Consider the following 26,035-nt stretch of genomic DNA (forward strand, 5'->3'; position numbering starts at 1 on the left):
CGCATGAACAAGTTCAGGCGCGAGATCGCGGCACTGCCGAGGGACGCCCGGGACACGCTGTTCCTGCTCTCGGTCATTGCGCTGATCGTGTTGCCGCAGGCCGAGAACCTGCCGTGGTGGTGCACCGCCATCACCGCGATGGTCCTGGTGTGGCGCGGCACGCTGGCAGTCGACGCCCGCCCGCTTCCAAGCAAATGGTGGCGCGCCGGCCTGCTCGTGCTGGCGGTAGCCGCCACCTTCGCCACCCACCGCACCCTGCTCGGCCGCGACCCGGGCGTGACGCTCGTCGTGATCTTGCTGGCGCTCAAGACGCTGGAACTGCGCGCGCGAAGAGACGCCTTCGTGCTGTTCTTCCTCGGCTTCTTCGCGATGCTGACGAACTTCTTCTACTCGCAGTCGCTGATGACGGCGTTCACCATGCTGCTCGCGCTGCTGGGCCTGCTGACCGCGCTGGTCAACGCGCACATGCCGGTGGGCAAGCCGCCGCTCATGCAGGCCGCCCGCACCGCCAGCTGGATGGCCCTGCTGGGCGCGCCGATCATGCTTGCGCTGTTCCTGCTGTTCCCGCGCTTCGCGCCGTTGTGGGGTACGCCCAGCGATGCCATGGCGGGCCGCACGGGCCTGTCGAACACCATGCGCGTGGGCACCATCGCCGAACTGGCGCTCGACGACAGTATTGCGGCGCGCATCAAGTTCGACAACGACCGCGCGCCGCCGCAAAGCCAGCTGTACTTCCGCGGCCCGGTGCTGACGCAGTTCGACGGGCGCGAGTGGACCGCACTACCGCCGTGGGCGCGTGGCGCGCAATCGTCGGCCAACCTGCGCACCAGCGGTGCTCCGGTTCGCTACGAGATCACGCTTGAGCCCAACCATAGGCCCTGGCTGCTCACGCTCGATGCCGCGCCAAGCGCCCCCGAGGCGCCGGGTTTCGACGTGACGGGCACGCCCGACCTGCAATGGATCGCGAACCGGCCGGTTTCCGACCTCGTGCGCTATCGCGCCGAAAGCTACACCCAGTTCCTGAGCGGCCCGACTCGGCAAACCGGCGCGCTGCGGCCTTACCTGGCCCTGCCATCCGGCCTGAACCCGCGCACCGCCGCGCTCGCTGCGGAAATGCGCGCCCAGCCCGAACTCGCCAATGCCGATACGGCGGCCTTCGTGCGCGCCGCGATGCAACGGCTGCGCACCGGCGGCTACACCTACACGCTGGAACCCGGCGTGTATGGCGCCAACACGGCCGACGAGTTCTGGTTCGACCGGAAGCAAGGTTTCTGCGAACACATCGCCTCGGCCTTCGTGGTGCTGATGCGCGGGCTGGGCATTCCGGCGCGCATCGTGACCGGCTACCAGGGCGGTGAACTCAACAGCGTCGACGACTACTGGATATTGCGCCAGAGCGATGCGCACGCGTGGACCGAGGTCTGGCAGGAAGGTATGGGCTGGGTGCGCGTGGACCCCACCGCGGCCGTATCGCCGGGCCGGGTTGGCCAGTTCCAGCGGCTTGCGCCGCAGCCGGGCCTCTTTGCCGGCGCCATCGGCGCGATGAGCCCCACGCTCGCACAGAACGTGCGCGCCGCCTGGGAGGCCGTCAACAACAGCTGGAACCAGTGGGTGCTCAACTACACCCAGAGCCGCCAACTCAACCTGCTCAAAAGCCTCGGCTTCGAAGCCCCAAGCCTCGAAGACCTGGCCTATGTGCTGCTCTATCTGCTGGTGGGCGCGAGCCTTGCCGGCGCGGCCTGGACGCTGTGGGAACGCAGCCAGCACGACCCGTGGCTGCGCCTGCTGGGCCAGGCACGCACGCGGCTCGCGAAAGCCGGGCTCAAGGTGCCCGAAACGGCGCCACCACGCCAGATCGCTGCACAGGCCGAGGCGCGCTTCGGCCCGGCAGCCGGCGCGGTGCGCGACTGGCTGCTGAAGCTGGAAGCCCAGCGCTATGCCAAGGCCTCCCCTGCTTCGCTGGCGGCCCTGCGCGGCGAGTTCCGCCGGCTGAACTGGTCGGCGTTGACTCCCCGCGCTGAATCCCCGCGGAGCATCGGTCCCGGAGGCCTCCCGGCCGGGCGGCACAATCGCGCCATGCGATCTTTTTTCCTGCGCCCTTCCGCGCCGCCTCCATTGCCCTCCTGGCCGCCTGCTGCGCCTGGTCCACGGGGGCTCAAGCCCAGAAAGCGTCCGGCGCCCGCAGCGTGAAGACGGTGACCGGCAGCACGCCCTATGCCACGCGCGAGGACGCCATGCGCTTTGCCGACGAGGTGGCCGAGCGCCGCGGCCTGGACCGCGAATGGGTGCGCGCCACCATCGGCAGCGCACGCTTCCTGCCGAACGTGCCGCGCCTGATGCTGCCCGGCCCCGTGGGCTCGGTAAAGAACTGGCAGGTCTATCGCAGTCGCTTCATCGATTCGACCCGCATCGCGGCGGGCGTGCGCTTCTGGCGCAACAACGCCGACACGCTCGCGCGGGCCGAGCAGGTGTACGGCGTGCCGCCCGAAATCATCGTGGGCATTGTGGGCGTCGAGACCATCTACGGCCGCAACATGGGCAACTTCCGTGTGATCGATGCGCTGGCCACGCTGTCGTTCGATTTTCCGCAGGCGCACCCGCGCGCGGCGGAGCGCGAAGCCTTCTTCCGCGGTGAACTCGAGAGCTTCTTGAGCACCGAAAGCCGCACCTCCGAAAACCCGCTGGTGCCCGTGGGCAGCTATGCCGGTGCCATGGGCATGCCGCAGTTCATGCCGAGCAGCATCGCCAAGTACGCGGTCGACTTCGACGGCGACAACCGCATCGACCTGGTGGACAACACCGCCGACGTGATCGGCTCCGTTGCCAGCTACTTCAAGGCCTTCGGCTGGACGCCGGGCATGCCAGCCGTCTACCCGGTGCATTTTGAAGAAGAGCGCCTCAAGAAGCCGCTGCTCCTCGCGCCGGACATCCTGCCCACCTTCAGCATCGACAGCTTCGTGGCCGCCGGCGCGGTGCCCGAAGGCGATGGCCTGCGGCACAAGGGGCTGCTGGCGCTTATCGAGCTGCAGAACGGCGCCGACGCACCGCCGACCTATGTGGCCGGCACTCGCAACTTCTACGTGATCACGCGCTACAACTGGAGCAGCTACTACGCAATGTCGGTGCTCGACCTCGGCCAGGAGGTCAAGGCCGCCATGGAGCAATGACCCCGTGACGCCCGAGGCGCTGCTGGACAACTGGAGCGCCGCGTGGCGGGCTCTTGGCATGGCCAACGCCGACGAAGCGCTGTGCATCGAACTGCAGCGCCGCCACAGCGAGCCGCAGCGCCACTATCACACCATGCAGCACCTGTGCGAATGCCTCGCGTGGTTCGAGCAAGAGAAAGAACTGGCCGAGCGCCCCGGCGAAGTGGCGCTCGCGCTGTGGTTCCACGACGCCATCTACGACGTGCATGCGCACGACAACGAGGCTCGCAGCGCCGATTGGGCGCGCAGTGCGATGCTCGAGCGTGGAGCGGCTAAAGAAGCGGCTGAGCGCGTGCATGCACTGGTCATGGCCACCCGGCACGACGCAGTACCCGAAGGCCGCGACGCCGAACTGCTGATCGATATCGACCTGTCGATTCTCGGTGCCGAGCGCGCGCGGTTCGACGAGTACGAACGGCAGGTGCATGCGGAATATGCCTTCGTGCCCGACGAAATTCGCCGGCCGCGCCGCCGCGCGATCCTGCAGCGCTTCCTCGAGCGAGAGGCGATCTACACCACGCCGCGGATGCATGGGCTGCTCGAAACGCAGGCGCGTGCCAACCTCGTCCGGTCGATCGCAGCAGTGGATTGACCTGCCCGGCTGCGGCCGGACCGCGGTGCTTCAGGCCGGCACCAGCCGCCACCATTCGGAGCGCGGCCTTTCGCTGTTGCGCTCTTCTTCCACGATGCCGACCAGCAAGCCGGCACTTCCAGCGCCTGCTCGCGAAAGCCGCAGCAGCTTCTCCGGATCGCGGCACAGTGCAAAGCTCGCGTCGCCTTGCCATTCAAGGCAACGGCCGACCTCCGCCAGCATCAGCGCGGGCTGGCTCTGCATGAAGGTGAACGGCATCAGCATGCCCGCATCGAGCTGGGCCAGCGCCGCATGCGTCGCTCCCCAGGCACCGCGCATGCTCGACACCCGCAGCCGCGCACCGGTGGGCAGGGCCGCCTCGCCCGCCTCGTCGAGGCAGCGGCGTGCACCGTACATTGCAAGCTCGGTCCACAACCCGACGCGCCGCGGCCGGCGGCCGAGCCGGTGCGCCAGCTGGTCACGCCAATCCGCCGGCAGCGGATCGGCGGTGAAGTGCGCGGCGATGCGCCATGCCTGTTCGAGATGGGTGCTCATGCCGCGCAGTCCTGCAGCACCAGCGACGTATGCCCGCCGCCGAATCCCACCACGTTGAGCAGCAAGTTGCGCAGTCTGGCCGGAGCCTGCGTGCTCAATGCAATGCCGAGTTCGCCGTCGATGGCATATCCGACAGCAGGCCAGGCGCCGGCTTCGATGCAGCCAACCAGCAAGGCGAGTTCGGCCGCGCCCGAGGCGCCCAGCGTGTGCCCGATCAGCGACTTGAGCGACACCAGCGGCGGCAGCGCGTCGAAGACCTGCTTCAGCGCCTCGGCCTCGATCGCGTCGTTGACCGGGCTTCCCGCAGCCTGCACTTTTATCAAATCGATCTCATGCACTCCGAGGCCGCTGCGCGCCAATGCTTCATGGCACATGGCGATCACCGCGCTGGCTTCGGTGCCCGACGGATTGCGTCCGTCGACCACGTTGGAACCCCCCGCAATCCGCCAGCGCCCAGGGCGCGAGCTAAGGCGCAGCGCGGCCACCGCCTCACCGAGCACCAGCCCGTTGCGCTCGGCACCGAAAGGCTGCGCCCTATCGGGTGAGAGCAGTTGCATCGCGCCGAAGCCAGCCACGGTGAAGCGGTTGCCAAGCTCGGCGCCGATCACCAGTGCCTCTTCGGCTTCGCCGCTTCGAATCAGATCGCAGCCTGCGAGCACGGCATTGATCGCGGAGGTGCAAGCTGTCGAGATGGTGAACACCGGCCCCTGCCAATCGAGCGCACCGGCCACGAGCCCGGCAAAGTCCTGGAGATCGCCGCCCAGGCGCAGGTCTTGCACCTCGTGCTCCATGAGGCCGATGTCCAGGGATGACGATGCAACCAAGAGCGGACATGAACGCCCTGCTCCCTCGTCCACTTGCGCCGCCTGCGCCGCCACGCTTCGCACGATGCGCTGCAGCCGCTCGATCCAGCTGCCATCCTGCGGCGGCAGCGTGTAGACGGGCCACTGCACGCTTTCCAAGACCGCCACCATCGTGGGCGGCACGCCCCCGCGCGCAACTGCGGCCACGGAGGACGAGAGATCGCTGCCGAGCGCGCAGGCCAAGCCCATGCCGGCGAGATACACGCTCTCGGCGGTCATCAGACAGCCTTCGTGCTCCGCACTGCGGCGCGAGCTTGCTTGGGGCGGCCCGGCGCGGCGCTCATAGGTGCACCCTTGGCGCTGCGCGCCTTCCCGCCAAGCGGGAGCCAGCTTGCTTGGGGCGGCCCTGCGCAGCGCTCATCCCTTGCCCGCTTGCACCAGGTGGCTCGCCAGGTGTGCAATGGAAGTGAGCGCGCGGCGCGTTTCCTTGCTGTCGGGCATGCGCACGCCGAAGCGCTGCTGGATCGTCATCGACACCTGCAGCGCGTCGAGCGAGTCGAGGTCGAGCCGGGCTTCGGGGCCGAACAGCGGCTCGTCGTCGCCAAGGCCGCCCGGAGGCGCCTCTTTTTCAACGGCCTCGAGCACCATGGTCTTCAGGCTGGCAATGAATTCGGCGGAAACGGAATCGGTCACGATGCGGGCCTGCGAAACAAGAAGACGGCAAGCAAGAACATGGCGGCCGCAAACAGCACGAGCCGGCCGACCTGCGGCAGGGTGTCGGCCACGCCGCCGCCGCGCAACAGCACGGTAAGCAGCGCCTCCAGCCCCCAGTTCATCGGGGAAATTTCAACCAGCCGCTGCATGAAGCCGGGCATGACGAACTTCGGCACCATGATGCCGCCGGCCGCCGCCATCAGCACGTTGACCATCGGCCCGATGGTCGCGGCCTGCGCATGGCTGCGCACGGCGCAGGCCAGCGCGAGCGACAGGCTCACCGCGGCCAGGCTCACGGCCGCGAGCGCAACCACCAGGGCGCCCCAATCGATACCGGCAAGCGAAAGCGCATCGCCGCCGATCAAGGGCATCAGCCAGATGCCGGCAGCGAGCATCAACACGGCCTGCAGCGCGTTCACACCAAGATAAGGCAAGGCTTTGGACATCAGCAGCATGAAGCGCGACACACCCAGGCTGCGCAGCCGGCCCAGCGCGCCCGAACTGCGCTCCTGCACGAACAGGCTGGAGAGCGACGCCACCACGAAGAACATGCCGAACACCAGCCATGCCGGCACGTTCTGCTGCACCGATGTGGGCCGCGGCCCGGCGGTGGAATAGCGCTCGGCATTCACCAGCGCCTGGATCGAGGCGCCCGGCGGCGGACCCGAGGTGCCCGGCACTGCAAGCGCCAACCGAGCCTTCAGTTCGCCGGACGCGCCGACGAGTTCGGCGCGCAAGGCATTGAACAGGTTGGCGTCGATGCCCGGCTCGGTCAGCAAACGGACGTGCGCCTTGGTCGAGAGCGCGGCCGATTCGAGCTCCGCCGAAAGGCCCGGCTCCAGCACGATGACGTACTTGAGCGCGCCGCTGCGCAATCGCGCCTCCCAATCGGCACCGAGCGCCTGCGGCGCACCGTGGCTGCGCTGCCATATCTGCTGCAGCCATTGCGCCGGCGTTTCGGTGTCGCGCATGTCCACGGCGTAGCTGAGCTCGGCCAGAGGCGGGCGGTAGATGTCCTTGAGCGTGAGCGACATCAGCACGATGAAGACCATCGGCATCAGAAACAGCGCGGCCAGCCCGTGCATGTCGCGCACGAGTGCCAGCAGTTCCTTCTTGATGAGCGCGAGGAGCATGGTGTGTTCAGTCGCGCAAGGAACGGTGGGTGAGCGCCATGAAGAGCTGCTCCAGGTCGTGGCGGCCGAATTCCGCGTGGCGCACTTCGATGCCTTCGGTCTCGAGCGTCGCCAGCACCGGACCGGGCCCGGTGCCTTCGTGCAGGTGCACACGCCAATGCACGCCCCCAGGCTCCACCGTTCCAAAGCGCGAGAGCATGGCTTCGTCGAGCCCGTCGGCCGCGAGCGTCAGAAGCATTGCGCTCTTCGACAGCAGCTCTTCGAGCGAGCCTTCGCGCAGCACTCGGCCATGGTCAAGAATGGCAACCCGGTCGGCGATGGCCTCGATCTCTTCCATGTAGTGCGAGGCATAGATCACTGCGGCGCCCTGCTGCGCCAGGCTCTTGATGGCATCGAGAATGAAAGCGCGCGATTGCGGATCGACGCCAACCGTAGGCTCGTCAAACAGCATCAGCTCGGGCTCGGGCAACAGTGCAATCGCGAGGTTCAATCGGCGTTTCAGGCCACCCGAGAGCCGCTCGGCCCGCGCACCCGCAAACTGCTCAAGCTGCGAAAAGCGCGTGCAGGCTTCGATGCGCGCCTTCTTGTGCGCGCCGGAAAGTCCGCCGGCAGCCGCAAAGCATGCGAGGTTTTCGGCCACCGTGAGCATGGGGTAGAAGGCCTGGTCCTGCGGGGCGACGGCGATGCGGGTTGGCGTCTTTGCCCTGACCTGTTGAAGCGGCTGGCCGTCGATGTGGATTTCGCCCGACTGCACTGCCAGCGCACCCGACAAGTGCGAGATCAACGTGGTCTTGCCTGCGCCGTTGGGGCCGAGCAAGCCCATGACCGACCCCCTGGGAACTGCAAGCGAGACCTCGGCCAACGCGGGTGCGTTTGCATGCGGATAGCGGTAGCTGAGGTTCTTCAGTTCGAGCATATGGTTGTTGCTCGTTGGGTGCGCTGTTGTTGGGGGTGCTGCTGATCCAGGGCTTGTGCAAAGGCCACCGGGTACTCCCCTCCGCGAATGTCCTCCGGGCTTCGCCCTCCTCCTTTATTTCGCTGCGTGGAGCACCCGATGCCCTGTGCACTTGGGCACGCCCGTGGTGCAACGCTGATCAACGACTGCTCTGCCCAACGCACCCGCTGGCGGGGTGCCTTGCGCAGCGAAATAAAGGAGGAGGCCGCAGGCCGGGGGACATTCGCGGAGAAAGGTACCCCGTCGGCGGGTGCGCGCCCTGAACGCCCCAGATCAAACTCAACACGGCAAGCAGAAAGCCAGTGCGTCATCTCAAGCAACAGCAGTCTTCAAATCTCGAAAGAAGGCCTCTTCCTGCTGCGCCTGCTCCCGCAGCTTGCCAGCCAGCGCGGCAGGATCGACCGGCTCGCGCCCCTTCACCATGCGCGCCGCCTTGAGTGCGAAAGCGCGCCAGCCGTCGCCGATGGCGATAAGCCGTTCAGACATCTGTTGCAGCTGCGGTTTGTCGAGCAGTAGCGCCGCCTCCTGCAAAAAGCCGGCATAGATGAAGCGGAAGCCCGCCCCGCCAGTGCCGATTTCTTCCTGCATGCGCACCACATGGCCGATGAAGTCGACGCTGCGCGAATCGGCCGGGGAAAGCTTCTGCATGCGGTTGGCCAGCGTGCGCATGCCGCGTACGCCGACGATGGGAATCGGCGCGAGCATGTTGCGGACGGTCTTGCGGATGGCCCTTGTCACCGATGCCGCATCGACCGTCTTGCGCTCGATGGCTTGGGGGTAGTACATGAGGCCCTTGGGCGCGAGCACGCCCTTGGCGAAGCGCGCGCGCGAAAGGTCGGCGCTGGCGCAACGTACCGGCTCTTCGAACACCGGGTCGCTGATCAGGTAGTCGTCGCCTTCCTTGCCGTACACCAGCAGGTTGTGCGCGTTGAAGTGAAAGCGCATGTTGGGCGGAAAGTACGGCAGCCAGTAGACCGAGGTCTGCAAGCCCACGAGCTGCCCGTCGGCCAGGAGTGCGTCCAGGCGCTGTGCGCCGGCTTCCGGGCTGCGAAAGGTCTCGAAGCGAAAGCGTGCGGCCATCGGCGCCAGCAAGCCCTTGATGATGGCCTTGGGCGGCATGCGGTACGAGATGAGCGGCAAGCCCGACAGCTTGATGAACGGCAGGTAGGCGAACGACAAGGCCGACGAAAGGCCGAGGGCCATGCTCTCGGTCATCGGCACGCCGTGGTGGCGCATCAGGTTCGAGATGACGCCGCTTTCGCAGTGTGCCGCTTGCTGGTGTTCGAATTTCACGGCAGGCCTTGCAAGGTGGAAACGGGCAGGCCCAGCGCTTCGGAGTAACGCGCCAGGTGCTTTGCCGGGAGCGCCGCGAAATGCTTGGGCTTCAGGTGGCGCCGCACGCGCCATTGCCAGAAGCCGCTGGTCTGCGAGAGCAGTGCCACGTCCATGCGGCGCTCGTACATCCAGTATTCGAGCGGCGACGCGAGCCCCTGGGCCACGCGCTCCTTTGCGACCTGCGCCTGCTCGACGAGCACGTCGACCGCGTGGCTGGTGACGATTTCTTCCGCCTCCCAGCCGCGTGAGCGCGTGGTGACGACGCGGCCCTGCGCATCGCGCGCGTACATGAGCTTGGCGTGGCCATCCAACGTGGCATTGCCTTCTTGCGGAACGGCGTCGAGGTCCATGGCTAGATGGCTTCCAGGTAGATGAAACCGCTGGAGAAGCGGCCGCTTTCGGGCACGAACATCAGCAGCTTGTGGCCGGGCTTGATGCGGCCCGAACGGAACAGCTCGTCGAGCATGATGTAGGGCGATGCCGAGCCGGTGTTGCCCTTGGTCGCGAGATTGCTGAACCAGCGCTCGCGCGGAATGGCAAAACCCATGGCCTCCAGGCACTGGCTCACAGGCTCGATGAAGTAGCCGGACGAGAGATGCGGCAGGAACCAGTCGACATCTGAAGCCTTCAGGCCGCGCTTCTCGATGATGGCCGCCAGCGGCTCGCCCAGCGTGGCACGAACGATGTTCTCGTTGAGCAGGCGCACGTCCTGCTTCACGGCAAAGGTCGACTCGCGCTGCCAGTCTTCGGGCGCGGTGCGCGCCCATCCCTCCAGGCCGCCTTCGGTGTTCTTGTCGGCGCCTGCATACATGCACACCGGCAGTTCGTGCGCGGCGGAAGACAGGTCGATCCACTCCACGCGCAGCGACAGCGGGCCGCGCGGCTCGCGCTCGAGCAGCACGGCGCCGGCACCGTCGGAGAGCATCCAGCGCAGAAAGTCTTTTTCGAAAGCGATTTCGGGCCGCTCCTCGAGCGCCTGCAGCTTGTGCTCCAGCTCGGCTTCGAAGCGGGAGCCGCGCATCACGGCCGAGGCGAGTTCGGACCCCGTGGCCACCGCACGCCGCGCATCGCCCGAGCGCACAGAGAGCCATGCGTGCTTGAGCGCCGTGGTGCCCGCCAGGCAGATGCCCGCGCAGGCCACCACTTCGAGCCGTGGCCAGCCAAGCTCGCCATGCACCATGACCGCGTGGTTGGGCATCAACTGGTCGGGAAGCGAAGTGCCGGTCACCAGGCAATCGACCGGACCGATGTCATCGCCCAGCGCCCGGATGGCCGAGGCAGTGAGCTGCGCGTTGCTCATGGCGAGTTGGCCGGTGGCCCGGTCGATGGCGTAGTGGCGCGACTGGATGCCGTTGCTGCGAAGAATCAGCCGCCGCGCGCGCGAAGCCTTGCCGCCGACGCGACCGAGAACGTCTTCGATGTCTTCATTGCTGACCGGGGAAAAGGGCAGAAACGCGGCAGTGCGGGTCAGGAAGACATCAGTCGTCATAGAGGGGGGAACGGTCCGTGGCCGAGCCCGACGGGCGCTCGAAATGAGCCGTCATTTTAGTCAGCCACCCCTTGAACAACGGCCGCAGCAGCGCCTGGAGTGTCAAGCTCACAGGCACGACCGTGACAATGAGCACGAGGAGGAAGACCACGTAGAGCAGCAGCAGGGGCTTGCGCTGCCACGCGCCCGGCCGCCCCGCCGCCATGATCAACTTGCCCCAGAGAAAAAAGCTGCGGGTGCCGGCTTTTTCGCTGATCAGGAGCTTTGCGTTGGCTTGAACGGCCCCCAGGCCGGAGAGCAACGGCTGCGATCCGCGTTCGAGGTCAGCGTGCAGCGCCTCGCGCAGCGCGCGGCCAAAACGGCCGGCGCCGCGGATCTGCCCTTCGCTGAGACCCGCATCGGGCATGCCCCAGAAGCCGCGCTTGCGGCCCCAGATCAGCCAGGCCGGCGTGGTGAAGAAGGTGGCCAGCGTCGGCCCGGGGTCGGTCAGCACCACGTTGTCGATCAGGCGCGCACCCACGGCATCGAGCAGGCCCTTTAGCTTTTCGTGGGCCAGCAGCCACATGTTGCGGCAGGCGATGACCGTGACGACGGGCTTGCCCCTCAGCAGATGGCTCGCCAGCGGATGCTTCAGGAAGGCGACGATCGGCTGCGACGGCGCCAGGAACCAGACCTGGTACGGCAGGATGACCAGGTCGAAGTGCTCGTCGCCCGTGAGCGAGAGCGGCGCCAGCTGCGGCGGCTTCATGTGCGCCGACTCGGGAAAGGCATCGAAGAAGGTCAGGAACGGCCAGGGAAACGGGAAATCCGCCTGCGGACGCAGCGTTTCGACGTGCACGGAGATTCCCGGGTCGGCCTTGAGCGGCGCAACGATCTGCTCGGCGACGCTGCCAAGCTGGCCGGTCTGCGAGTAGTGGATCACCAGAACACGTTTGAGGCGCTCGGCGGGGCTGGGAATGCTTGAGGTCACTTGCTGGGGCGAAACGAGGGCCGTCGAATGTAAGCCAACCGTACGCCTGGCGCATCTGCCATTGGTCATGCCGTCGCGCCGATCCCACGAATGGACGAAAAAAAGCCGCGCCTTTTGGGGCGCGGCTCTCGAGAGGGCTAGAGAGAACGCTGAAGGGTCAGCGCACCTTGCCTTCCTTCCAGGCCGTGAGCAGCTTGTTGTACTCGATGGTTTCACCCTTCGGCTTCTCGTTGGCCAGCTTCTTCCAGGGGGCGTGCTGGTCGCTCAGCCACTTGGCGGGGTCGCCCTTCGGGTTGAGCTTGGGCGCGCACTTGTCCATGCCGGCGCGTTCCAGGCGAGCCATCACGTCGTCCATCTCGTCGGCCAGCGTGTCCATTGCCTTCTGCGGCGTCTTCTCGCCGGTGACGGCCTCGGCCACGTTCTTCCACCAGAGCTGGGCGAGCTTCGGATAGTCGGGCACGTTGGTGCCGGTCGGCGACCATGCCACGCGTGCCGGGCTGCGGTAGAACTCGACCAGGCCGCCCAGCTTGGGTGCCATGTCGGTCATCGCCTGCGACTTGATGTCCGATTCGCGGATCGGCGTCAGGCCGACGACGGTCTTCTTGAGCGACACCGTCTTGGAAGTGACGAACTGCGCGTACAGCCAGGCTGCCGCGGTCTTGTTTTCGTCATGGCCCTTGAAGAACGACCACGAACCCACGTCCTGGTAGCCGTTCTGCATGCCCTGCTTCCAGTAGGGGCCGTTCGGTCCCGGGGCCATGCGCCACTTGGGCGTGCCGTCGGCGTTGACCACCGGCAGGCCGGGCTTGACCATGTCCGCCGTGAAGGCCGTGTACCAGAAGATCTGCTGCGCGATCTGGCCCTGGGCGGGCACGGGGCCGGCTTCGCCGAAGGTCATGCCGGTGGCTTCACGCGGCGCGTACTTCTTCATCCAGTCCACGTACTTGGTGAGCGCATACACGGCAGCCGGCGAGTTGGTGGCGCCGCCGCGCGACACGGCCGCGCCCACCGGCGTGCACTTGTCGTCGGCCACGCGAATGCCCCATTCGTCGATCGGCACGCCGTTCGGAATGCCGATGTCCGCGGTGCCGGCCATTGAGAGCCATGCATCGGTGAAGCGCCAGCCCAGCGACGGGTCCTTCTTGCCGTAGTCCATGTGGCCGTAGATCGGCTTGCCGTCGATGGTCTTCACGTCGACACTGAAGAACTCGGCAATGTCCTCGTAGGCGCTCCAGTTGAGGGGCACGCCCAGGTCGTAGCCGTACTTGGCCTTGAACTTTTCCTTCAGGTCAGGGCGGTCGAACAGGTCGGCGCGGAACCAGTACAGGTTCGCAAACTGCTGGTCAGGCAACTGGTAGAGCTTGCCGTCCGGCGCGGTGGTGAACTTGGTGCCGATGAAGTCGGCAACATCGAGGCCGGGGTTGGTGAACTCCTTGCCCGGACCGGCCATATAGTCGGTCAGGTTCATCATCTTGCCGTAGCGGTAGTGGGTACCGATCAGGTCCGAGTCCGAAATCCAGCCGTCGTAGATCGACTTGCCCGACTGCATCGAGGTCTGCAGCTTCTCGACCACGTCGCCTTCCTGGATCAGGTCGTGCTTCACCTTGATGCCGGTGATTTCCTCGAAGGCGCGGGCCAGCGTCTTCGACTCGTATTCATGCGTGGTGATGGTTTCGGAGACCACGGAGATTTCGGTCACCCCCTTGGTCTTGAGCTTCGCCGCGGCGTCGACGAACCATTTCAGTTCCTCGGCCTGCTGCGTCTTGCTGAGCGTCGACGGCTGGAATTCGCTGTCGATCCACTTGGCCGCCGCATCGGGCGCCGCCGGTGCCGCTGCCGGAGTGGCCGCGGCTGGCGCCGCTGCCGGAGCCGGTGCAGGGGTACTTGCCGGAGCCTGGGCCGCAGGCTCGTCCTTCTTTCCGCAGGCCGACAGTGCCAGCACCATAGCGGCCGCCAGCGCGGTGTAGCGCAACTTCATGGTTTATCTCCTCGTTCCTTCGCTTCCCCGTGTGCGGCTGATTTCACCTCGGCCCCGGGGAAGCACCGGGCCGAATTGCCGGAGTACGCGAGCTAGCCCTTGCGCATGATCAGCGCGAGCACCAGCATCGAAAACACAAAGCCGATCCAGATCGACGGCTCGGCCTGCAGCGTCATTGCGGACTTGGCCCATTCCGCAAGGCCGATGTAGATCAGGTTGATATAGGCCGCCGAGAGCAAGCCGATGAACAGCCGGTCGCCGCGCGTGGTTTCGATCGGCAGCCAGCCGCGCCGCAGCGTGGTGGGCGACTTGATCTCCCACACCGTCATGCCGACCAGCATGAGCGCGATGCAGACGAAGAACACGGCCACCGGAGTGGTCCAGGACATCCAGGCAAACATTTCAGACTCTCCCCATCGCGAAACCCTTGGCGATGTAGTGCCGCACGAACCAGATCACGATGGCACCCGGCACGATAGTGAGCACGCCGGCGGCCGCAAGCGTAGCCCAGTCCATGCCCGATGCGCTCACCGTGCGCGTCATGGTCGCGACGATCGGCTTGGCGTTGACGCTGGTGAGCGTGCGCGCCAGCAGCAGCTCGACCCAGCTGAACATGAAGCAGAAGAACGCCGCCACGCCCACGCCGGCCTTGATCAGCGGCAGGAAGATCCGGATGAAGAACTTCGGAAAGCTGTAGCCGTCGATGTAGGCGGTTTCATCGATCTCGCGCGGAATGCCGCTCATGAAGCCTTCGAGAATCCACACGGCCAGCGGCACGTTGAACAGCAAGTGAGCGAGCGCCACGCCCAGGTGCGTGTCCATCAGGCCCACGGTGCTGTACAGCTGGAAGAACGGCAGCAAAAACACCGCGGGCGGCGTCATGCGGTTGGTCAAGAGCCAGAAGAAAACGTGCTTGTCGCCCAGGAACGAATAACGCGAGAACGCATAGGCCGCCGGCAGCGCCACGGTCAGCGAAATGACCGTGTTAATGCCCACGTAGATCAGGCTGTTGATGTAGCCCGAGTACCACGAAGCGTCGGTGAAGATGCGTGTGTAGTTGGCCCAGGTGAACTGCTGCGGAAAGAACGAGAAGCTCGAAAGGATTTCGCCGTTCGTCTTGAAGCTCATGTTGACCATCCAGTAGATGGGCAACAGCGCAAAAAGAATATAGAGCAGCAAGAAGATGCTGCGCTTGCGGAATCTGCGCTCGTTCATTGCTCCACCTCCGCCTTCTGGGTACCGACGCGCTGCATCCAGTTGTAGAGGATGAAGCACAGCAAGAGGATGATCAGGAAATAGATCAGCGAAAACGCCGCCGCCGGACCCAGGTCGAACTGGCCGACCGCCTTCTGCGTGAGATATTGGCTCAGGAACGTCGTCGCATTGCCCGGCCCGCCGCCGGTCAGCACGAAGGGCTCGGTGTAGATCATGAAGCTGTCCATGAAGCGCAGCAGCACCGCGATCATCAGCACGCCGCGCATCTTGGGCAGCTGGATATAGCGGAACACCGCGAACTTGCTGGCGCCGTCGATGCGCGCGGCCTGGTAGTAGGCATCGGGAATCGAGCGCAGGCCCGCAAAGCACAGCAGCGCCACCAGCGGTGTCCAATGCCACACGTCCATCATCAGCACGGTAAGCCACGCATCGGTCGCGTCGCCGGTGTAGCTGTAGTTGATGCCCATCTTCTGCAGCGCATGGCCCAGGAGCCCGATGTCGGCGCGGCCGTAAATCTGCCAGATGGTTCCGACCACGTTCCAGGGAATGAGCAGCGACAGCGCCACCACCACCAGCACCGCCGACGACTTCCATCCCGTGGCCGGCATCGAGAGCGCGAGCGCAATGCCCAGGGGAATCTCGACCGCGAGCACCGACAGCGAGAAGCCGAGCTGGCGCCAGAGCGCAGCATGGAGCTCGCCGTCGCGCATGACGGCGGCGAACCATTCGGTGCCGACGAAAACACGGCGCTCGGGCGAGATGATGTCCTGCACCGAGTAGTTGACGACCGTCATCAGCGGTACGATGGCCGAGAAGGCCACGCAGATCAGCACCGGCAGCACCAGCCACCAGGCCTTCTGGTTGATGGGTTTGTTCACGGCGTCCATGGGGCTTCCATCTTCTGTACGGGGTTGGCGCGGCCTTGTTGCGATGCGTTCTTCATGCAACCAGCTCCTCGTCGCGGTAATAGCAGGTGTGGGTGTCCAGCACGCGCAGCCACACGGTCTCGCCTACGGCGGGCAGCGGCGCATCGGCATGCAGGCGGGCCTTGAGCGCGGTGCCGCCGGCGTCGGCGCTCAGCATGGCATGAGTGCCCACGTCCTGCACCTGCGTGACGGTGGCGGGCACGGCGCCCTGCCCGCGCGCTTCGACCACCCGCAGGTATTCGGGCCGGATGCCCAGCTTGATCGAGCCTTCGGGCAGTTGGCGCGTCGGCACGAGCGGCGTGCCTGCCACTTCGAGCGCGCCGTTCGTGTTTTTTGCCGCCAGGAAATTCATGCCGGGCGAGCCGATGAAGTGGCCGACGAAGGTGTGGGCCGGCCGCTCGAACAGCGCCTCGGCGCTGCCCACCTGCACGGCCTTGCCGCGCGTCATGACCACGACCTCTTCGGCAAAGGTAAGCGCCTCGACCTGGTCGTGCGTCACGTAGATCAGCGTGAGCTTGAGCTCGCGGTGAATCTGCTTGAGCTTGCGGCGCAGCTGCCACTTCAGGTGCGGGTCGATCACCGTGAGCGGCTCGTCGAACAGCACGGCCGACACGTCGCTGCGCACCAGCCCGCGGCCGAGCGAAATCTTCTGCTTGGCGTCGGCCGCGAGCCCCGCCGCACGCTGGTTGAGCTGGCCGCTCATGTCGAGCATTTCGGCGATCTCGCCCACGCGCTTCTTGATCTGGTCTTCAGGCACCTTGCGGTTGCGCAGCGGGAACGCGAGGTTCTCGGCCACCGTCATGGTGTCGTAGATCACCGGAAACTGGAACACCTGCGCGATGTTGCGTTCCTGAGGCGTGGCGCGCGTCATGTCGCGGCCGTCGAACTTCACCGTGCCCTGCGAAGGCACCAGCAGGCCCGAAATGATGTTCAGCATGGTCGTCTTGCCGCAGCCCGAGGGGCCGAGCAAGGCATAGGCGCCGCCGTCGCGAAAGCTCATCTGCAGCGGCAGCAACGCGTAGTCGCTGTCCTGCGTGGGGTTGGGGCGGTAGGCGTGGGCCAGGTCCAGGTCGATGCGTGCCATGACAGTTTCCTTTGCGCCATGCCGGCGCGAGCGCCAGCTTTTCGCCGGCATCGAACACATAGGCTTGCGACGGGCTGAAATACAGCGTGATCGAGGCGCCCAATTCGAAGCGGTGCACACCGGTGAGCTGCGCCACCAGTTCGCCGACCGCGGTATCGACGTGAACGAAGGTGTCGGAGCCCGAAATTTCGGCCAGCTCCACCTTGCCGGGCAGGCCGATGTCGCCCTCCCCCGCTCCCACGTTGAGCGCGCTCGCGCGCAGGCCGACGGTGACAGCGCCCGAAACGTTTTCAGGCACGGCCAGTGCCAGCGCCGGGCCACCGGCGAGCTGCACGCGGCCCGCCGATGCGGTGCCGGGCAGCAGGTTCATCGGCGGGTCGCTGAAGGCGCGCGCCACGCGCAGCGACTGCGGCGCGTGGAACACCTCGGCCGTCGGCCCGTATTGCAGCAGCTCGCCCGCGTCCATCACGGCCGTGTAGCCGCCGAGCAGCAGCGCCTCGCCGGGCTCGGTGGTTGCATAGATCACGGTGGAATCGCCGCTTGCGAACAGCTGCGTCAGCTCCTCACGCAGGCCTTCGCGCAGCTTGTAGTCGAGGTTGACCAGCGGCTCGTCGAGCAGCATGAGCGGCGCATTCTTGGCGAGCGCGCGCGCCAGCGCCACGCGCTGCTGCTGCCCGCCCGAAAGCTCCGCCGGATAGCGGTCGAGGAACATGCCGATGTGCAGCTTGTCGGCCAGCTCGCGCACCCGGGCATCGACGTTCTTCTCACCGCGCAGCTTGAGCGGCGAGGCGATGTTGTCGGCCACCTTGAGCGACGGGTAGTTGATGAACTGCTGGTACACCATGGCGACATTGCGCTCGCGCACCGGCATGCCGGTGACGTCCTTGCCGTCGACCAGCACCTTGCCGGTGGTCGGCGTGTCGAGCCCCGCCATGAGCCGCATCAGGCTGGTCTTGCCGGCCTGGGTGGCGCCCAGCAGCACGGTGACCGCGCCGCTCCTCGGGGCGATGCTCTGCTCGTAGAGCCATGTTTGCGCGCCGACCTTCTTGGTGACGCGCTCCAGAGTCAATTGCATCAGCGCTCCCGATTGATCGTGTTGCTGTTGTTCTTTGCATGCGCCTGCAGCCAGGCGGCCACCTGCGCGCGTTCTTCGGCCGTGTAGCGCAGGCCGAGCTTCGACCGGCGCCAGAGCACGTCGTCCGCGCTCATGGCCCATTCGCTCTCCTGCAGAAACCGCAGTTCGCGCTCATGAAGCCCCGGCGCCACGGCGTCCCCCATGTCGGCCATGGACTGCGCATCGCCAAGCAGCTCGGCCACGCGCGCACCATAGGCGCGTGCGAGGCGCCGCGCAAGCCTGGCGTCGAGCCACGGGTAGCGGGCCTGCACTGCGGCCACGAAGCGTTCGAAGTCGTCGTCGGGCCGCTTCGGCGCGCCGATCCATCCGGAAAGATCGCCGCCCGCAAGAAAGGCGCCGTCGGTCCAGGCCGGGCGTTGCGTGTTCGGCTGGCCGAGCATCTTGCCGACCTCGTCGGCCGCGTCTTCGGCCAGCTTGCGAAAGGTGGTGATCTTGCCGCCCCACACCGACAGCAGCGGCGCCGCGGTGGTGTTGGACTCGAGCATGTAGTCGCGCGTCACGGCCGAGGGGTCACCCGAGGCGTCGTCCAGCAGCGGACGCACTCCCGAGTAGGTCCAGACCACGTCGGCCGGCACGATCGGCTTTTCGAAATAGCGGCTGGCCTGGGTGCAGAGATAGGAGATTTCTTCGTCGGCAATGCGCGCCGGGCCGGGATCGTCGGCGTTCAGTTCGATGTCGGTGGTGCCGATCAGCGTGAACTCGTCCTGGTACGGAATCGCGAAGATGATGCGCTTGTCGGGGTTCTGGAAGATGTAGGCATGGTCGTGCTCGAAGAGGCGCCGCACCACGATGTGGCTGCCCTTGACCAGCCGCAGGTGCCGGGTGGCCAGCGCCTCGCCCTTGGCCGATTGCGCCACGCCACGCAGAAACGATTCCGCCCACGGCCCCGCCGCATTGACCACGGCACGGGCGCGCACCACGCGAATGCCGCCGTCCGCGGCCTCGAGCGTGGCCGTCCAGCCTTCTGCGTCGCGCTGCGCATGAACGCAGCGAGTGCGCGTGAGCACCTCGGCACCGCGCGCCCGGGCGTCCACGGCATTGAGCACCACCAGCCGCGCGTCGTCGACCCAGCCGTCTGAATAGACGAAGCCGCGCTTGAACTGCGGCTTGAGCGGCGCGCCGGCCGCATGGCTGCGCAGGTCGATGCTGCGCGAGCCCGGCAGCACTTCGCGCTTGGCGAGGTGGTCGTACATGAAAAGGCCGATGCGGATCATCCAGCCCGGCCGCATCGATGGGTCATGCGGCATGACGAAGCGAAGCGGCCACATGATGTGCGGCGCGCTCTTGAGCAGCACTTCGCGCTCCTGCAGTGCCTTGCGCACGAGCGAGAACTCGTAATACTCCAGGTAGCGCAGCCCGCCGTGAATGAGTTTGGTCGATGAGGAAGACGTGTGCGAGGCGAGATCGTCCTTTTCGCACAGCACCACGCGCCAGCCCCGGCCCGCCAGGTCGCGCGCAATGCCGCACCCGTTGATGCCGCCGCCGACGATCAGCACATCGCAATCGGTTGCCGGCAGAGGCGAATTGGAGGAGAAATCGCTCACAGAAGATGGGCCCGTTGGTTCGTGACTTAGATCACTGAAGGGCGCCATTGTATTTTCGCGTCTTTTCATTTGGATTCCTTTTGACGCGATTTTCCTCCGAGTTTTCCCTTAGTACGGTTCGTTTTCTTTCGTTTTAAAGTGGCGCGGCCTGTACTCTCCAGAGAGTCTTCCCGTTCTCCACGACGCTTTTGTGAATTCCAATCCGCGCCAGATCAACCTTCTCGATACCGTGCGCACGCGCGGCTCCGTCACCGTGGAACAGCTGGCCGAGATGCTCGGCGTCACGCTGCAAACGGTGCGGCGCGACGTGCAGCGGCTGGCCGACGAAGGCCTGCTCACGCGTTTTCATGGCGGCGTGCGGGTGCCGAGTTCCACCACCGAGAACATCGGCTACCAGCAGCGCGAAACACTGCATGCCGAAGGCAAGGCGCGCATTGCGCGACGCGTTGCCGAGCTGGTGCCCAACGACTGTTCGCTGATCCTCAACATCGGCACCACCACCGAAGCCATTGCCAAGGCCCTGCTGCGGCACACGGGCCTGCGCGTGATCACCAACAACCTGAACGTGGCGACCATATTGAGCGGCAATACGTCGTGCGAGGTGATCGTCGCCGGCGGTTCGGTACGGCCGCGCGACCGCGCCATCGTTGGCGAGGCCACCATCGATTTCATCCGCCAGTTCAAGGTCGACATCGCGCTGATCGGGGTGTCGAGCATCGAGGCCGACGGTTCACTGCGCGACTTCGACTTGCGTGAAGTGAAGGTGGCGCAAACCATCATCGCGCAAGCTCGCGAGGTGTGGCTGGCGGCCGACGCGAGCAAGTTCAACCGGCCGGCGATGATCCAGCTGGGCACGCTCTCGCAGATCGACCGCCTGTTTACCGACGCGGAGCCGCCGCCGCCTTTTGCCGACTTGCTGCATGCGGCGCAAGTGCGGCTTGAGATTGCGCGCGATTGAAGATGGGGCTGATTTCTGTTCGCTCTGCCGAGGGGAGTTCAGGGCGCGCACCCGCCGACGGGGTACCTTTCTCCGCGAATGTCCCCCGGCCTGCGGGCTTCCGCACCTCCTCCTTTGTTTCGCTGCGCAAGGCACCCCGCCAGCGGGTGCGTTGGGCAGAGCAGTCGTTGATCAGCGTTGCACCACGAGCGTGCCCAGGTGCACAGGGCATCGGGTGCTCCACGCAGCGAAATAAAGGAGGAGGGGCGCAGCCCCGGGGACATTCGCGGAGGGGGAGTACCCGGTGGCCTGTGCACACGCCCTGGAACAACGGCGCGAAAACGACAGCGCCAAGAACACAAGTCGCATGACCAGCATGACCAGACTCCAAGGAACACCCAAGCCATGACCTACCTCCTAGCACTAGACCAGGGCACTTCGAGCTCCCGCAGCATCGTGTTCGACCGCGAAGGCCACATCGTCGCCATCGCCCAGAAGGAGCTCACGCAGATCTATCCGCAGCCCGGCTGGGTAGAACACGACCCGATGGAAATCTGGCACAGCCAGTTGGCCACCGCGCGCGAAGTGCTGGTCAAGGCCAAGCTCCAGCCTTCTGACATTCATGCGATCGGCATTACCAACCAGCGCGAAACTACCGTGCTGTGGAACCGCAAGACCGGCCAGCCCGTGCACCACGCCATCGTGTGGCAAGACCGGCGCGCCGAACCGCTGTGCGCCAAGCTGCGCGAAGACGGCATGACCGGCACCATTCAGGAAAAAACCGGGCTGGTCATTGATGCGTATTTTTCGGGCACCAAGCTGCGCTGGCTGCTCGACAACGTACCCGGCGCACGCGCCCAGGCCGAGCGCGGCGATCTTGCCTTCGGCACCGTCGACAGCTGGCTCATGTGGCAGCTTACCGGCGGCAAGGTGCACGTCACCGATGTGAGCAATGCCTCGCGCACCATGCTCTTCAACGTGCACAGCAACGAATGGGATGCCGACCTCCTCAAGGCGCTCGACATTCCCGCCGCGCTCATGCCCAAGGTGCAACCGTCGAGCTCCCACTTTGCAGACACCGACGAGGCACTGCTCGGCCGCGCGCTGCCCATCGGCGGCGTGGCCGGCGACCAGCAAAGCGCCCTCTTCGGCCAAGCGTGCTTCGCAGCCGGCATGGCCAAGAACACCTACGGCACCGGCTGCTTCCTGCTCATGCACACGGGCGCGGCATTCCAGCCCTCGCACAACGGCCTGCTCGTCACCAGTGCCGCGCAGACCGACGCCACGCCGCAGTACGCCATGGAAGGCAGCGTCTTCGTCGGCGGCGCCGTGGTGCAGTGGCTGCGCGACGGCCTCAAGGCCATCAAGGGCAGCGCCGAAGTGCAGTCGCTTGCCGAAAGCGTGCCCGACGCGGGCGGCGTGATGATGGTGCCGGCCTTCACCGGCCTGGGCGCGCCCTACTGGAACGCCGATGCGCGCGGCACCATCACCGGCCTGACGCGCGGAACCACGGTGGCGCACATCGCGCGCGCCGCGCTCGAAAGCATCGCCTACCAGAGCGCCGCACTGCTGCAAGCCATGAGCCGCGATGCGGTCGCCGCCGGCGGCACGCCCGTGGCCGAGCTGCGCGTCGACGGCGGCGCCAGCGTGAACGACCTGCTGATGCAGTTCCAAGCCGACCTGCTGGGTATTCCCGTGGTACGGCCCGAAGTGATCGAGACCACGGCACTGGGCGCCGCCTACCTCGCGGGCCTGTCGACCGGGGTCTACAGCGACGCACGCCAGTTGTCGAAACTGTGGAAAGTGGAACGCCGCTTCATGCCGACCATGGGCCGGGCGCAGGCCGAGGAATCGATGGCGCGCTGGGAGCGCGCAGTGCGGCAGGCGACGGCGAGTTGAGCGCCGCCTCGCCCATGCTCAGGCGCCGGGGCCGTACATCACGTCGGAGCGCAGCACGTACTTTGTGCCCTCTTCGATCGCCGCACCTTCATGCCAGGTGTCGTGAACGAAAAGCAACGCGGCGCCGGCTTCGGGCTTTACGCGGAACTCGCGAAAGTCGGTGTCGCCGCCCGTGAAGCCGTCGTTCAGGTAGACGAGCAGCGTGAGTTGGCTCGTGAGCCCGTCTTCACGCCACGGCCCGTCCTTGTGCATCTTGAAGCGCTGGCCGGGCGAATACTTGTAGAAGCGCAGGTCCTTCGGCAGCCCCCGCGCCACATGCCCGGCCACTTCGGGCAGCGAGACTGTTCCGAGCCGCGCCCAGAGCAGCGCAACCCAGTTCGCTGAAGGCAGCATCGCGCGTTCGTTGTTGCGGATGGCCGGCATGGCCTTCGGCCCGTCCGCGGTTCGCACACCTGCCGAGGCGAAGCCTTCGCGCTCGGCAAGCGCGATCAGCTCTTCGCACTCCTCTGGCTCGAGAAAGCCATCGATCGAGAAGGCACGCGGCGAATGGGCGACTAGCCGCACGCGTTTGCCATGCTCAGTGCGCCGGAACCAGGAAGTCCTGGCTGATGCGACCGCCCAACTCGTTCACCCGGTCGAGGAACTGCGTGAGGTAGGCATGCAGCCCAGTCGCCAGGATTTCGTCGACCCGCGCGTACTGAAGGTCGGCCAGCAGCTTGCCGGCGCGGCGCTGGGTTTCGGCGCTCTGCTCGTTCTGCACCTTGGCAAGGTTGTTCACCACCTCGACCAGGCTCGCGTGCAGCGAACGCGGCATGTCGGCGCGAAGAATGAGCAACTCGGCCACGCGCTCGGGCTTGATCACGTCGCGGTACACCTTGCGGTACACCTCGAAGGCCGAGACGCTGCGCAAAATGGCGCTCCAGTGATAGAAGTCGTACTCTTGGTCTTCCTCTGTGGCGGTGCCGAAGAATTCGCTGTTGAGGGCGTGAAACTTCACGTCCACCAGCCGCGCGGTGTTGTCGGCGCGCTCCAGAAAGGTGCCCAGGCGCGAGAAGTAAAAGGCTTCGTCCTGAAGCATGGTGCCGAGCGTGACGCCGCGCGACAAGTGCGAGCGGAACTTGACCCATTCGAAGAACTGCGCCGGATCGCGCTCGAAATCTCCCGCGCGCAGCATGCGATTCACTTCGAGCCAGGTGGTGTTCTGGGTTTCCCACGCCTCGGTGGTGAGCGCGCCGCGAACCGCGCGTGCGTTTTCGCGCGCCGCCTTCAGGCAGGAGACGATCGACGACGGATTGCTCTCGTCCTTGACCATGAACTCCATCACCTCGTTGGGCGTGATCTGCTCGTACTTCTTGTTGTACGAAGGCAGCAACTCGCTGATGGAAAGCACGCCCTGCCAGCCGTACTTGGCCACTTCGGCCGACTGGGGCAAGAGCGAGGTCTGGTAGTTGACGTCGAGCATGCGTGCGGTGTTTTCCGCGCGCTCTGTGTAGCGCGACATCCAGTAGAGGTGATCGGCAGTGCGTGACAGCATTCTTGTTCTCCTGATTCCTTGCTTTGCTTGCTTGCCTGCTGCGTTCAGGCCGACTGCGATTGGCTTTGCGATTGCCCCGCCTTGGGCTTGGCGCCGCGGTCCGCCTCGAGGATCCAGGTGTCCTTGGTGCCGCCGCCCTGCGACGAATTGACCACCAGCGAACCCTCCTTGAGCGCCACGCGCGTGAGGCCGCCGGGCACCATCTGCACTTCCTTGCCCGAGAGCACGAAGGGGCGCAGGTCGATGTGGCGCGGCGCAATGCCGGCATCCACGAAGGTGGGCGACGTGGAAAGGCTCAGCGTGGGCTGAGCGATGTAGCCGTCGGGCTTGGCAATGACGGCCTTCTTGAACTCCTCGATCTCGGCCACCGTGGCGGCCGGGCCGATCAGCATGCCGTAGCCGCCGGCGCCGTGCACCTCCTTGACGACCAGGTCCTTCATGTTGTCGAGCGTGTATTGCAGCTCGTCCTTGTTGCGGCACATGTAGGTGGGCACGTTCTTCAGGATCGGCTGCTCGCCGAGGTAGAACTCGACCATCTTGGGCACGTAGGGGTAGATCGACTTGTCGTCGGCCACGCCCGTACCCACCGCATTGCAGATGACGACGTTGCCCTCGCGGTAGGCGCGCATCAGGCCCGCGCAACCGAGCGTGGACGTGGGGCGGAACACCTCGGGGTCGAGAAAATCGTCGTCGACGCGGCGGTAGATCACGTCCACGCGCTTCGGCCCGCGCGTGGTGCGCATGTAGACGAAGTCGTCGCGTACGAAGAGATCTTGCCCCTCGACCAGTTCCACGCCCATTTGCTGGGCCAGGAAGGCGTGCTCGAAGTAGGCGCTGTTGTACATGCCGGGAGTCAGCACGACCACGGTGGGTTCCGCCGTGGCGGGCGGCGCGCTGGCGCGCAGCGTTTCGAGCAGCAGGTCGGGGTAGTGCGCCACGGGCGCAATGCGGTTCTGGTTGAACAGCTCGGGAAAGAGCCGCATCATCATCTTGCGGTTTTCGAGCATGTAGCTCACGCCGCTGGGCACGCGCAGGTTGTCTTCGAGCACGTAGTACTCGCCGTTGCCCTGCGCGTCGGGCGCGCGGACGATGTCGATGCCCGAAATGTTGGAGTAAACGTTGTGCGGCACGTTCACCCCCATCATCTCGGGGCGGAACTGCGCGTTGTTCAGGATCTGCTCAGCCGGAATGATGCCGGCCTTGATGATTTCCTGGTCGTGATACACGTCATGCAAGAAGCGGTTGAGCGCCGTCACGCGCTGCACCAGCCCTTTTTCCATGCTCTCCCACTCATGGGCGGGAATGATGCGCGGCAACAGGTCGAACGGAATGAGCCGCTCGGTACCCGAACCGTCTTCGTCCTTGGCGCCGTACACCGCAAAGGTGATGCCGACCCGGCGGAAGATCATTTCCGCCTCTTCTCGCCGCGCCCGCATGACCTCGCCGGGCTGCTTTGCAAGCCATTGGTCGTAGCGCTTGTAGTGCTGCCTGATTGCAGACCCCGCATAGGGCAACTGCTCATACATCTCATCGAATTTGTGCATGGAACGACCAATCTCCTTGAGCCATAGCTTAGCAAGTTCGAGGCCAGTGAAAGCCCTATGTTGGCGCGGATTCCGCACCGCGCGCCGCTTTTCAAGGCAGGCGATGGTGCCAATAGCGGGCATTGCGCTCCCGCTCGCAGCCAACCTCTTCCGGTGCCTGGCTGCGCCATAGCGCTGCGCCGCAAGGCACGTTTTCGACGAGCCGCACGCCATGGGCGGCATAACGCTCGACCACCTCGCGGGCCGGATGGCCGAAGCGGTTGCGATAGCCCGCCTGGACCAGCGCAACGCGCGGACGCACCGCTTCGAGCAGCGCCGCGCTCGACGAGGTCTTGCTGCCGTGATGCGGCGCGAGCAGCACGTCGGCGCGAAGCTCCGGGGTTCGCGCGACCAAGGCAGCCTCTTGCAGGCGCTCGATGTCGCCGGCCAGCAGCACCGTGGCGTGGCCGTTCGCGATGCGCAGCACGCATGAAATCGCGTTGGGCTTGGTGAAAAAAGATAGTCGGTC

Annotated in this window: 23 protein-coding genes and 1 pseudogene; 5 read left to right on the plus strand and 19 right to left on the minus strand. The window is 65.8% G+C overall.

Features of this window, described 5'->3' with window-relative positions; translation table 11 throughout:
* Nucleotides 1-3: 3 nt before the first annotated feature.
* Genes M0765_RS27850 through M0765_RS27860 form a run of 3 tightly spaced genes read left to right on the plus strand, consistent with a single transcriptional unit; the run spans nt 4 to nt 3,798 of the window.
* Nucleotides 4-2,190: a transglutaminase family protein gene (locus M0765_RS27850; RefSeq protein ID WP_258507721.1), complete on the plus strand. Its 2,187-nt coding sequence runs from the start codon at nt 4-6 to the stop codon at nt 2,188-2,190.
* Nucleotides 2,187-3,167 (plus strand): lytic murein transglycosylase B, encoded by a 981-nt coding sequence (mltB, locus tag M0765_RS27855; protein ID WP_446751580.1) that lies wholly within the window; start codon nt 2,187-2,189, stop codon nt 3,165-3,167. The genes M0765_RS27850 and mltB overlap by 4 nt, the downstream gene beginning before the upstream one ends.
* Before the next feature lie 4 nt (nt 3,168-3,171).
* Nucleotides 3,172-3,798, plus strand: coding sequence for an HD domain-containing protein (locus M0765_RS27860; RefSeq protein ID WP_258507723.1), 627 nt, complete (start codon nt 3,172-3,174; stop codon nt 3,796-3,798).
* Nucleotides 3,799-3,828: 30 nt separating this feature from the next.
* Here the strand turns inward: M0765_RS27860 and M0765_RS27865 are convergent, their stop codons facing one another.
* The 16 genes and pseudogenes from M0765_RS27865 to glpD all read right to left on the minus strand — a co-directional run bounded on the left by M0765_RS27865 (nt 3,829) and on the right by glpD (nt 19,682).
* Nucleotides 3,829-4,332, minus strand: coding sequence for a hypothetical protein (locus M0765_RS27865; RefSeq protein WP_258507725.1), 504 nt, complete (start codon nt 4,330-4,332; stop codon nt 3,829-3,831).
* The gene (locus M0765_RS27870; protein ID WP_258507731.1) at nt 4,329-5,414 is read right to left on the minus strand and encodes a beta-ketoacyl synthase N-terminal-like domain-containing protein; all 1,086 of its coding nucleotides are present in this window, start codon (nt 5,412-5,414) and stop codon (nt 4,329-4,331) included. Before M0765_RS27870 ends, M0765_RS27865 begins: the two co-directional genes overlap by 4 nt.
* 138 nt (nt 5,415-5,552) lie before the next feature.
* Entirely contained in the window at nt 5,553-5,783 is a 231-nt protein-coding gene (locus M0765_RS27875; RefSeq protein ID WP_274709115.1) for an acyl carrier protein, read from the minus strand.
* A 41-nt stretch (nt 5,784-5,824) separates the two neighbouring features.
* Nucleotides 5,825-6,982, minus strand: a complete 1,158-nt coding sequence (locus tag M0765_RS27880; RefSeq protein WP_258507734.1) for an ABC transporter permease — start codon at nt 6,980-6,982, stop codon at nt 5,825-5,827.
* A gap of 7 nt (nt 6,983-6,989) precedes the next feature.
* A complete protein-coding gene (locus M0765_RS27885) occupies nt 6,990-7,898 on the minus strand; it encodes an ABC transporter ATP-binding protein (protein ID WP_258507736.1) in 909 nt (302 codons plus the stop codon).
* Between the two features lie 351 nt (nt 7,899-8,249).
* Entirely contained in the window at nt 8,250-9,230 is a 981-nt protein-coding gene (locus tag M0765_RS27890) for a BtrH N-terminal domain-containing protein (RefSeq protein WP_258507738.1), read from the minus strand.
* Nucleotides 9,227-9,622, minus strand: coding sequence for a hypothetical protein (locus M0765_RS27895; protein ID WP_258507740.1), 396 nt, complete (start codon nt 9,620-9,622; stop codon nt 9,227-9,229). The genes M0765_RS27890 and M0765_RS27895 overlap by 4 nt, the downstream gene beginning before the upstream one ends.
* A gap of 2 nt (nt 9,623-9,624) precedes the next feature.
* On the minus strand, nt 9,625-10,761 hold the full coding sequence (locus tag M0765_RS27900; protein ID WP_258507741.1) for a beta-ketoacyl-ACP synthase III: 1,137 nt from the start codon (nt 10,759-10,761) through the stop codon (nt 9,625-9,627).
* Nucleotides 10,751-11,731 carry a dialkylrecorsinol condensing enzyme gene (locus tag M0765_RS27905; RefSeq protein WP_258507742.1) on the minus strand — a complete coding sequence of 327 codons (981 nt, stop codon included), beginning with the start codon at nt 11,729-11,731 and terminating at the stop codon, nt 10,751-10,753. Before M0765_RS27905 ends, M0765_RS27900 begins: the two co-directional genes overlap by 11 nt.
* Nucleotides 11,732-11,888: 157 nt before the next feature.
* Nucleotides 11,889-13,709, minus strand: coding sequence for an ABC transporter substrate-binding protein (locus M0765_RS27910; RefSeq protein WP_258507743.1), 1,821 nt, complete (start codon nt 13,707-13,709; stop codon nt 11,889-11,891).
* Nucleotides 13,710-13,801: 92 nt separating this feature from the next.
* Nucleotides 13,802-14,110 (minus strand): DUF2160 domain-containing protein, encoded by a 309-nt coding sequence (locus tag M0765_RS27915; protein ID WP_258507745.1) that lies wholly within the window; start codon nt 14,108-14,110, stop codon nt 13,802-13,804.
* Nucleotide 14,111: 1 nt separating this feature from the next.
* Nucleotides 14,112-14,924, minus strand: coding sequence for a carbohydrate ABC transporter permease (locus tag M0765_RS27920; protein WP_126749023.1), 813 nt, complete (start codon nt 14,922-14,924; stop codon nt 14,112-14,114).
* Nucleotides 14,921-15,811, minus strand: a complete 891-nt coding sequence (locus M0765_RS27925) for a carbohydrate ABC transporter permease (protein ID WP_157614645.1) — start codon at nt 15,809-15,811, stop codon at nt 14,921-14,923. Before M0765_RS27925 ends, M0765_RS27920 begins: the two co-directional genes overlap by 4 nt.
* Nucleotides 15,812-15,863: 52 nt before the next feature.
* Complete coding sequence (locus M0765_RS27930; protein ID WP_258507747.1) at nt 15,864-16,934, minus strand: ABC transporter ATP-binding protein; 1,071 nt, start codon at nt 16,932-16,934, stop codon at nt 15,864-15,866.
* 7 nt (nt 16,935-16,941) lie between these two features.
* Nucleotides 16,942-18,009 (minus strand): annotated as a pseudogene (locus tag M0765_RS27935) (ABC transporter ATP-binding protein); the annotation flags it as partial.
* Nucleotides 18,009-19,682, minus strand: a complete 1,674-nt coding sequence (gene glpD, locus M0765_RS27940; RefSeq protein ID WP_258507749.1) for a glycerol-3-phosphate dehydrogenase — start codon at nt 19,680-19,682, stop codon at nt 18,009-18,011. The gene glpD and the pseudogene M0765_RS27935, both read right to left, overlap by 1 nt.
* Nucleotides 19,683-19,803: 121 nt before the next feature.
* Between glpD and M0765_RS27945 the strand changes: the two genes are divergently transcribed.
* Nucleotides 19,804-20,571, plus strand: a complete 768-nt coding sequence (locus M0765_RS27945) for a DeoR/GlpR family DNA-binding transcription regulator (RefSeq protein ID WP_126749018.1) — start codon at nt 19,804-19,806, stop codon at nt 20,569-20,571.
* A 384-nt stretch (nt 20,572-20,955) separates the two neighbouring features.
* Nucleotides 20,956-22,449, plus strand: coding sequence for a glycerol kinase GlpK (gene glpK, locus M0765_RS27950; RefSeq protein WP_258507750.1), 1,494 nt, complete (start codon nt 20,956-20,958; stop codon nt 22,447-22,449).
* Nucleotides 22,450-22,467: 18 nt separating this feature from the next.
* On the opposite strand, the gene M0765_RS27955 is transcribed toward glpK, so the two are convergent.
* From M0765_RS27955 to M0765_RS27965, 3 genes are read right to left on the minus strand one after another with little or no spacing between them, the layout of a single operon-like run.
* Nucleotides 22,468-23,013, minus strand: coding sequence for a prolyl hydroxylase family protein (locus tag M0765_RS27955; protein WP_258507755.1), 546 nt, complete (start codon nt 23,011-23,013; stop codon nt 22,468-22,470).
* Nucleotides 23,014-23,026: 13 nt separating this feature from the next.
* On the minus strand, nt 23,027-23,983 hold the full coding sequence (locus M0765_RS27960; protein WP_157614652.1) for an alpha-E domain-containing protein: 957 nt from the start codon (nt 23,981-23,983) through the stop codon (nt 23,027-23,029).
* A gap of 44 nt (nt 23,984-24,027) precedes the next feature.
* Nucleotides 24,028-25,527 (minus strand): circularly permuted type 2 ATP-grasp protein, encoded by a 1,500-nt coding sequence (locus tag M0765_RS27965; RefSeq protein WP_258508487.1) that lies wholly within the window; start codon nt 25,525-25,527, stop codon nt 24,028-24,030.
* Between the last annotated feature and the right edge of the window lie 508 nt (nt 25,528-26,035).

The organism is Variovorax sp. S12S4, from assembly GCF_023195515.1.
Classification (GTDB): domain Bacteria; phylum Pseudomonadota; class Gammaproteobacteria; order Burkholderiales; family Burkholderiaceae_C; genus Variovorax.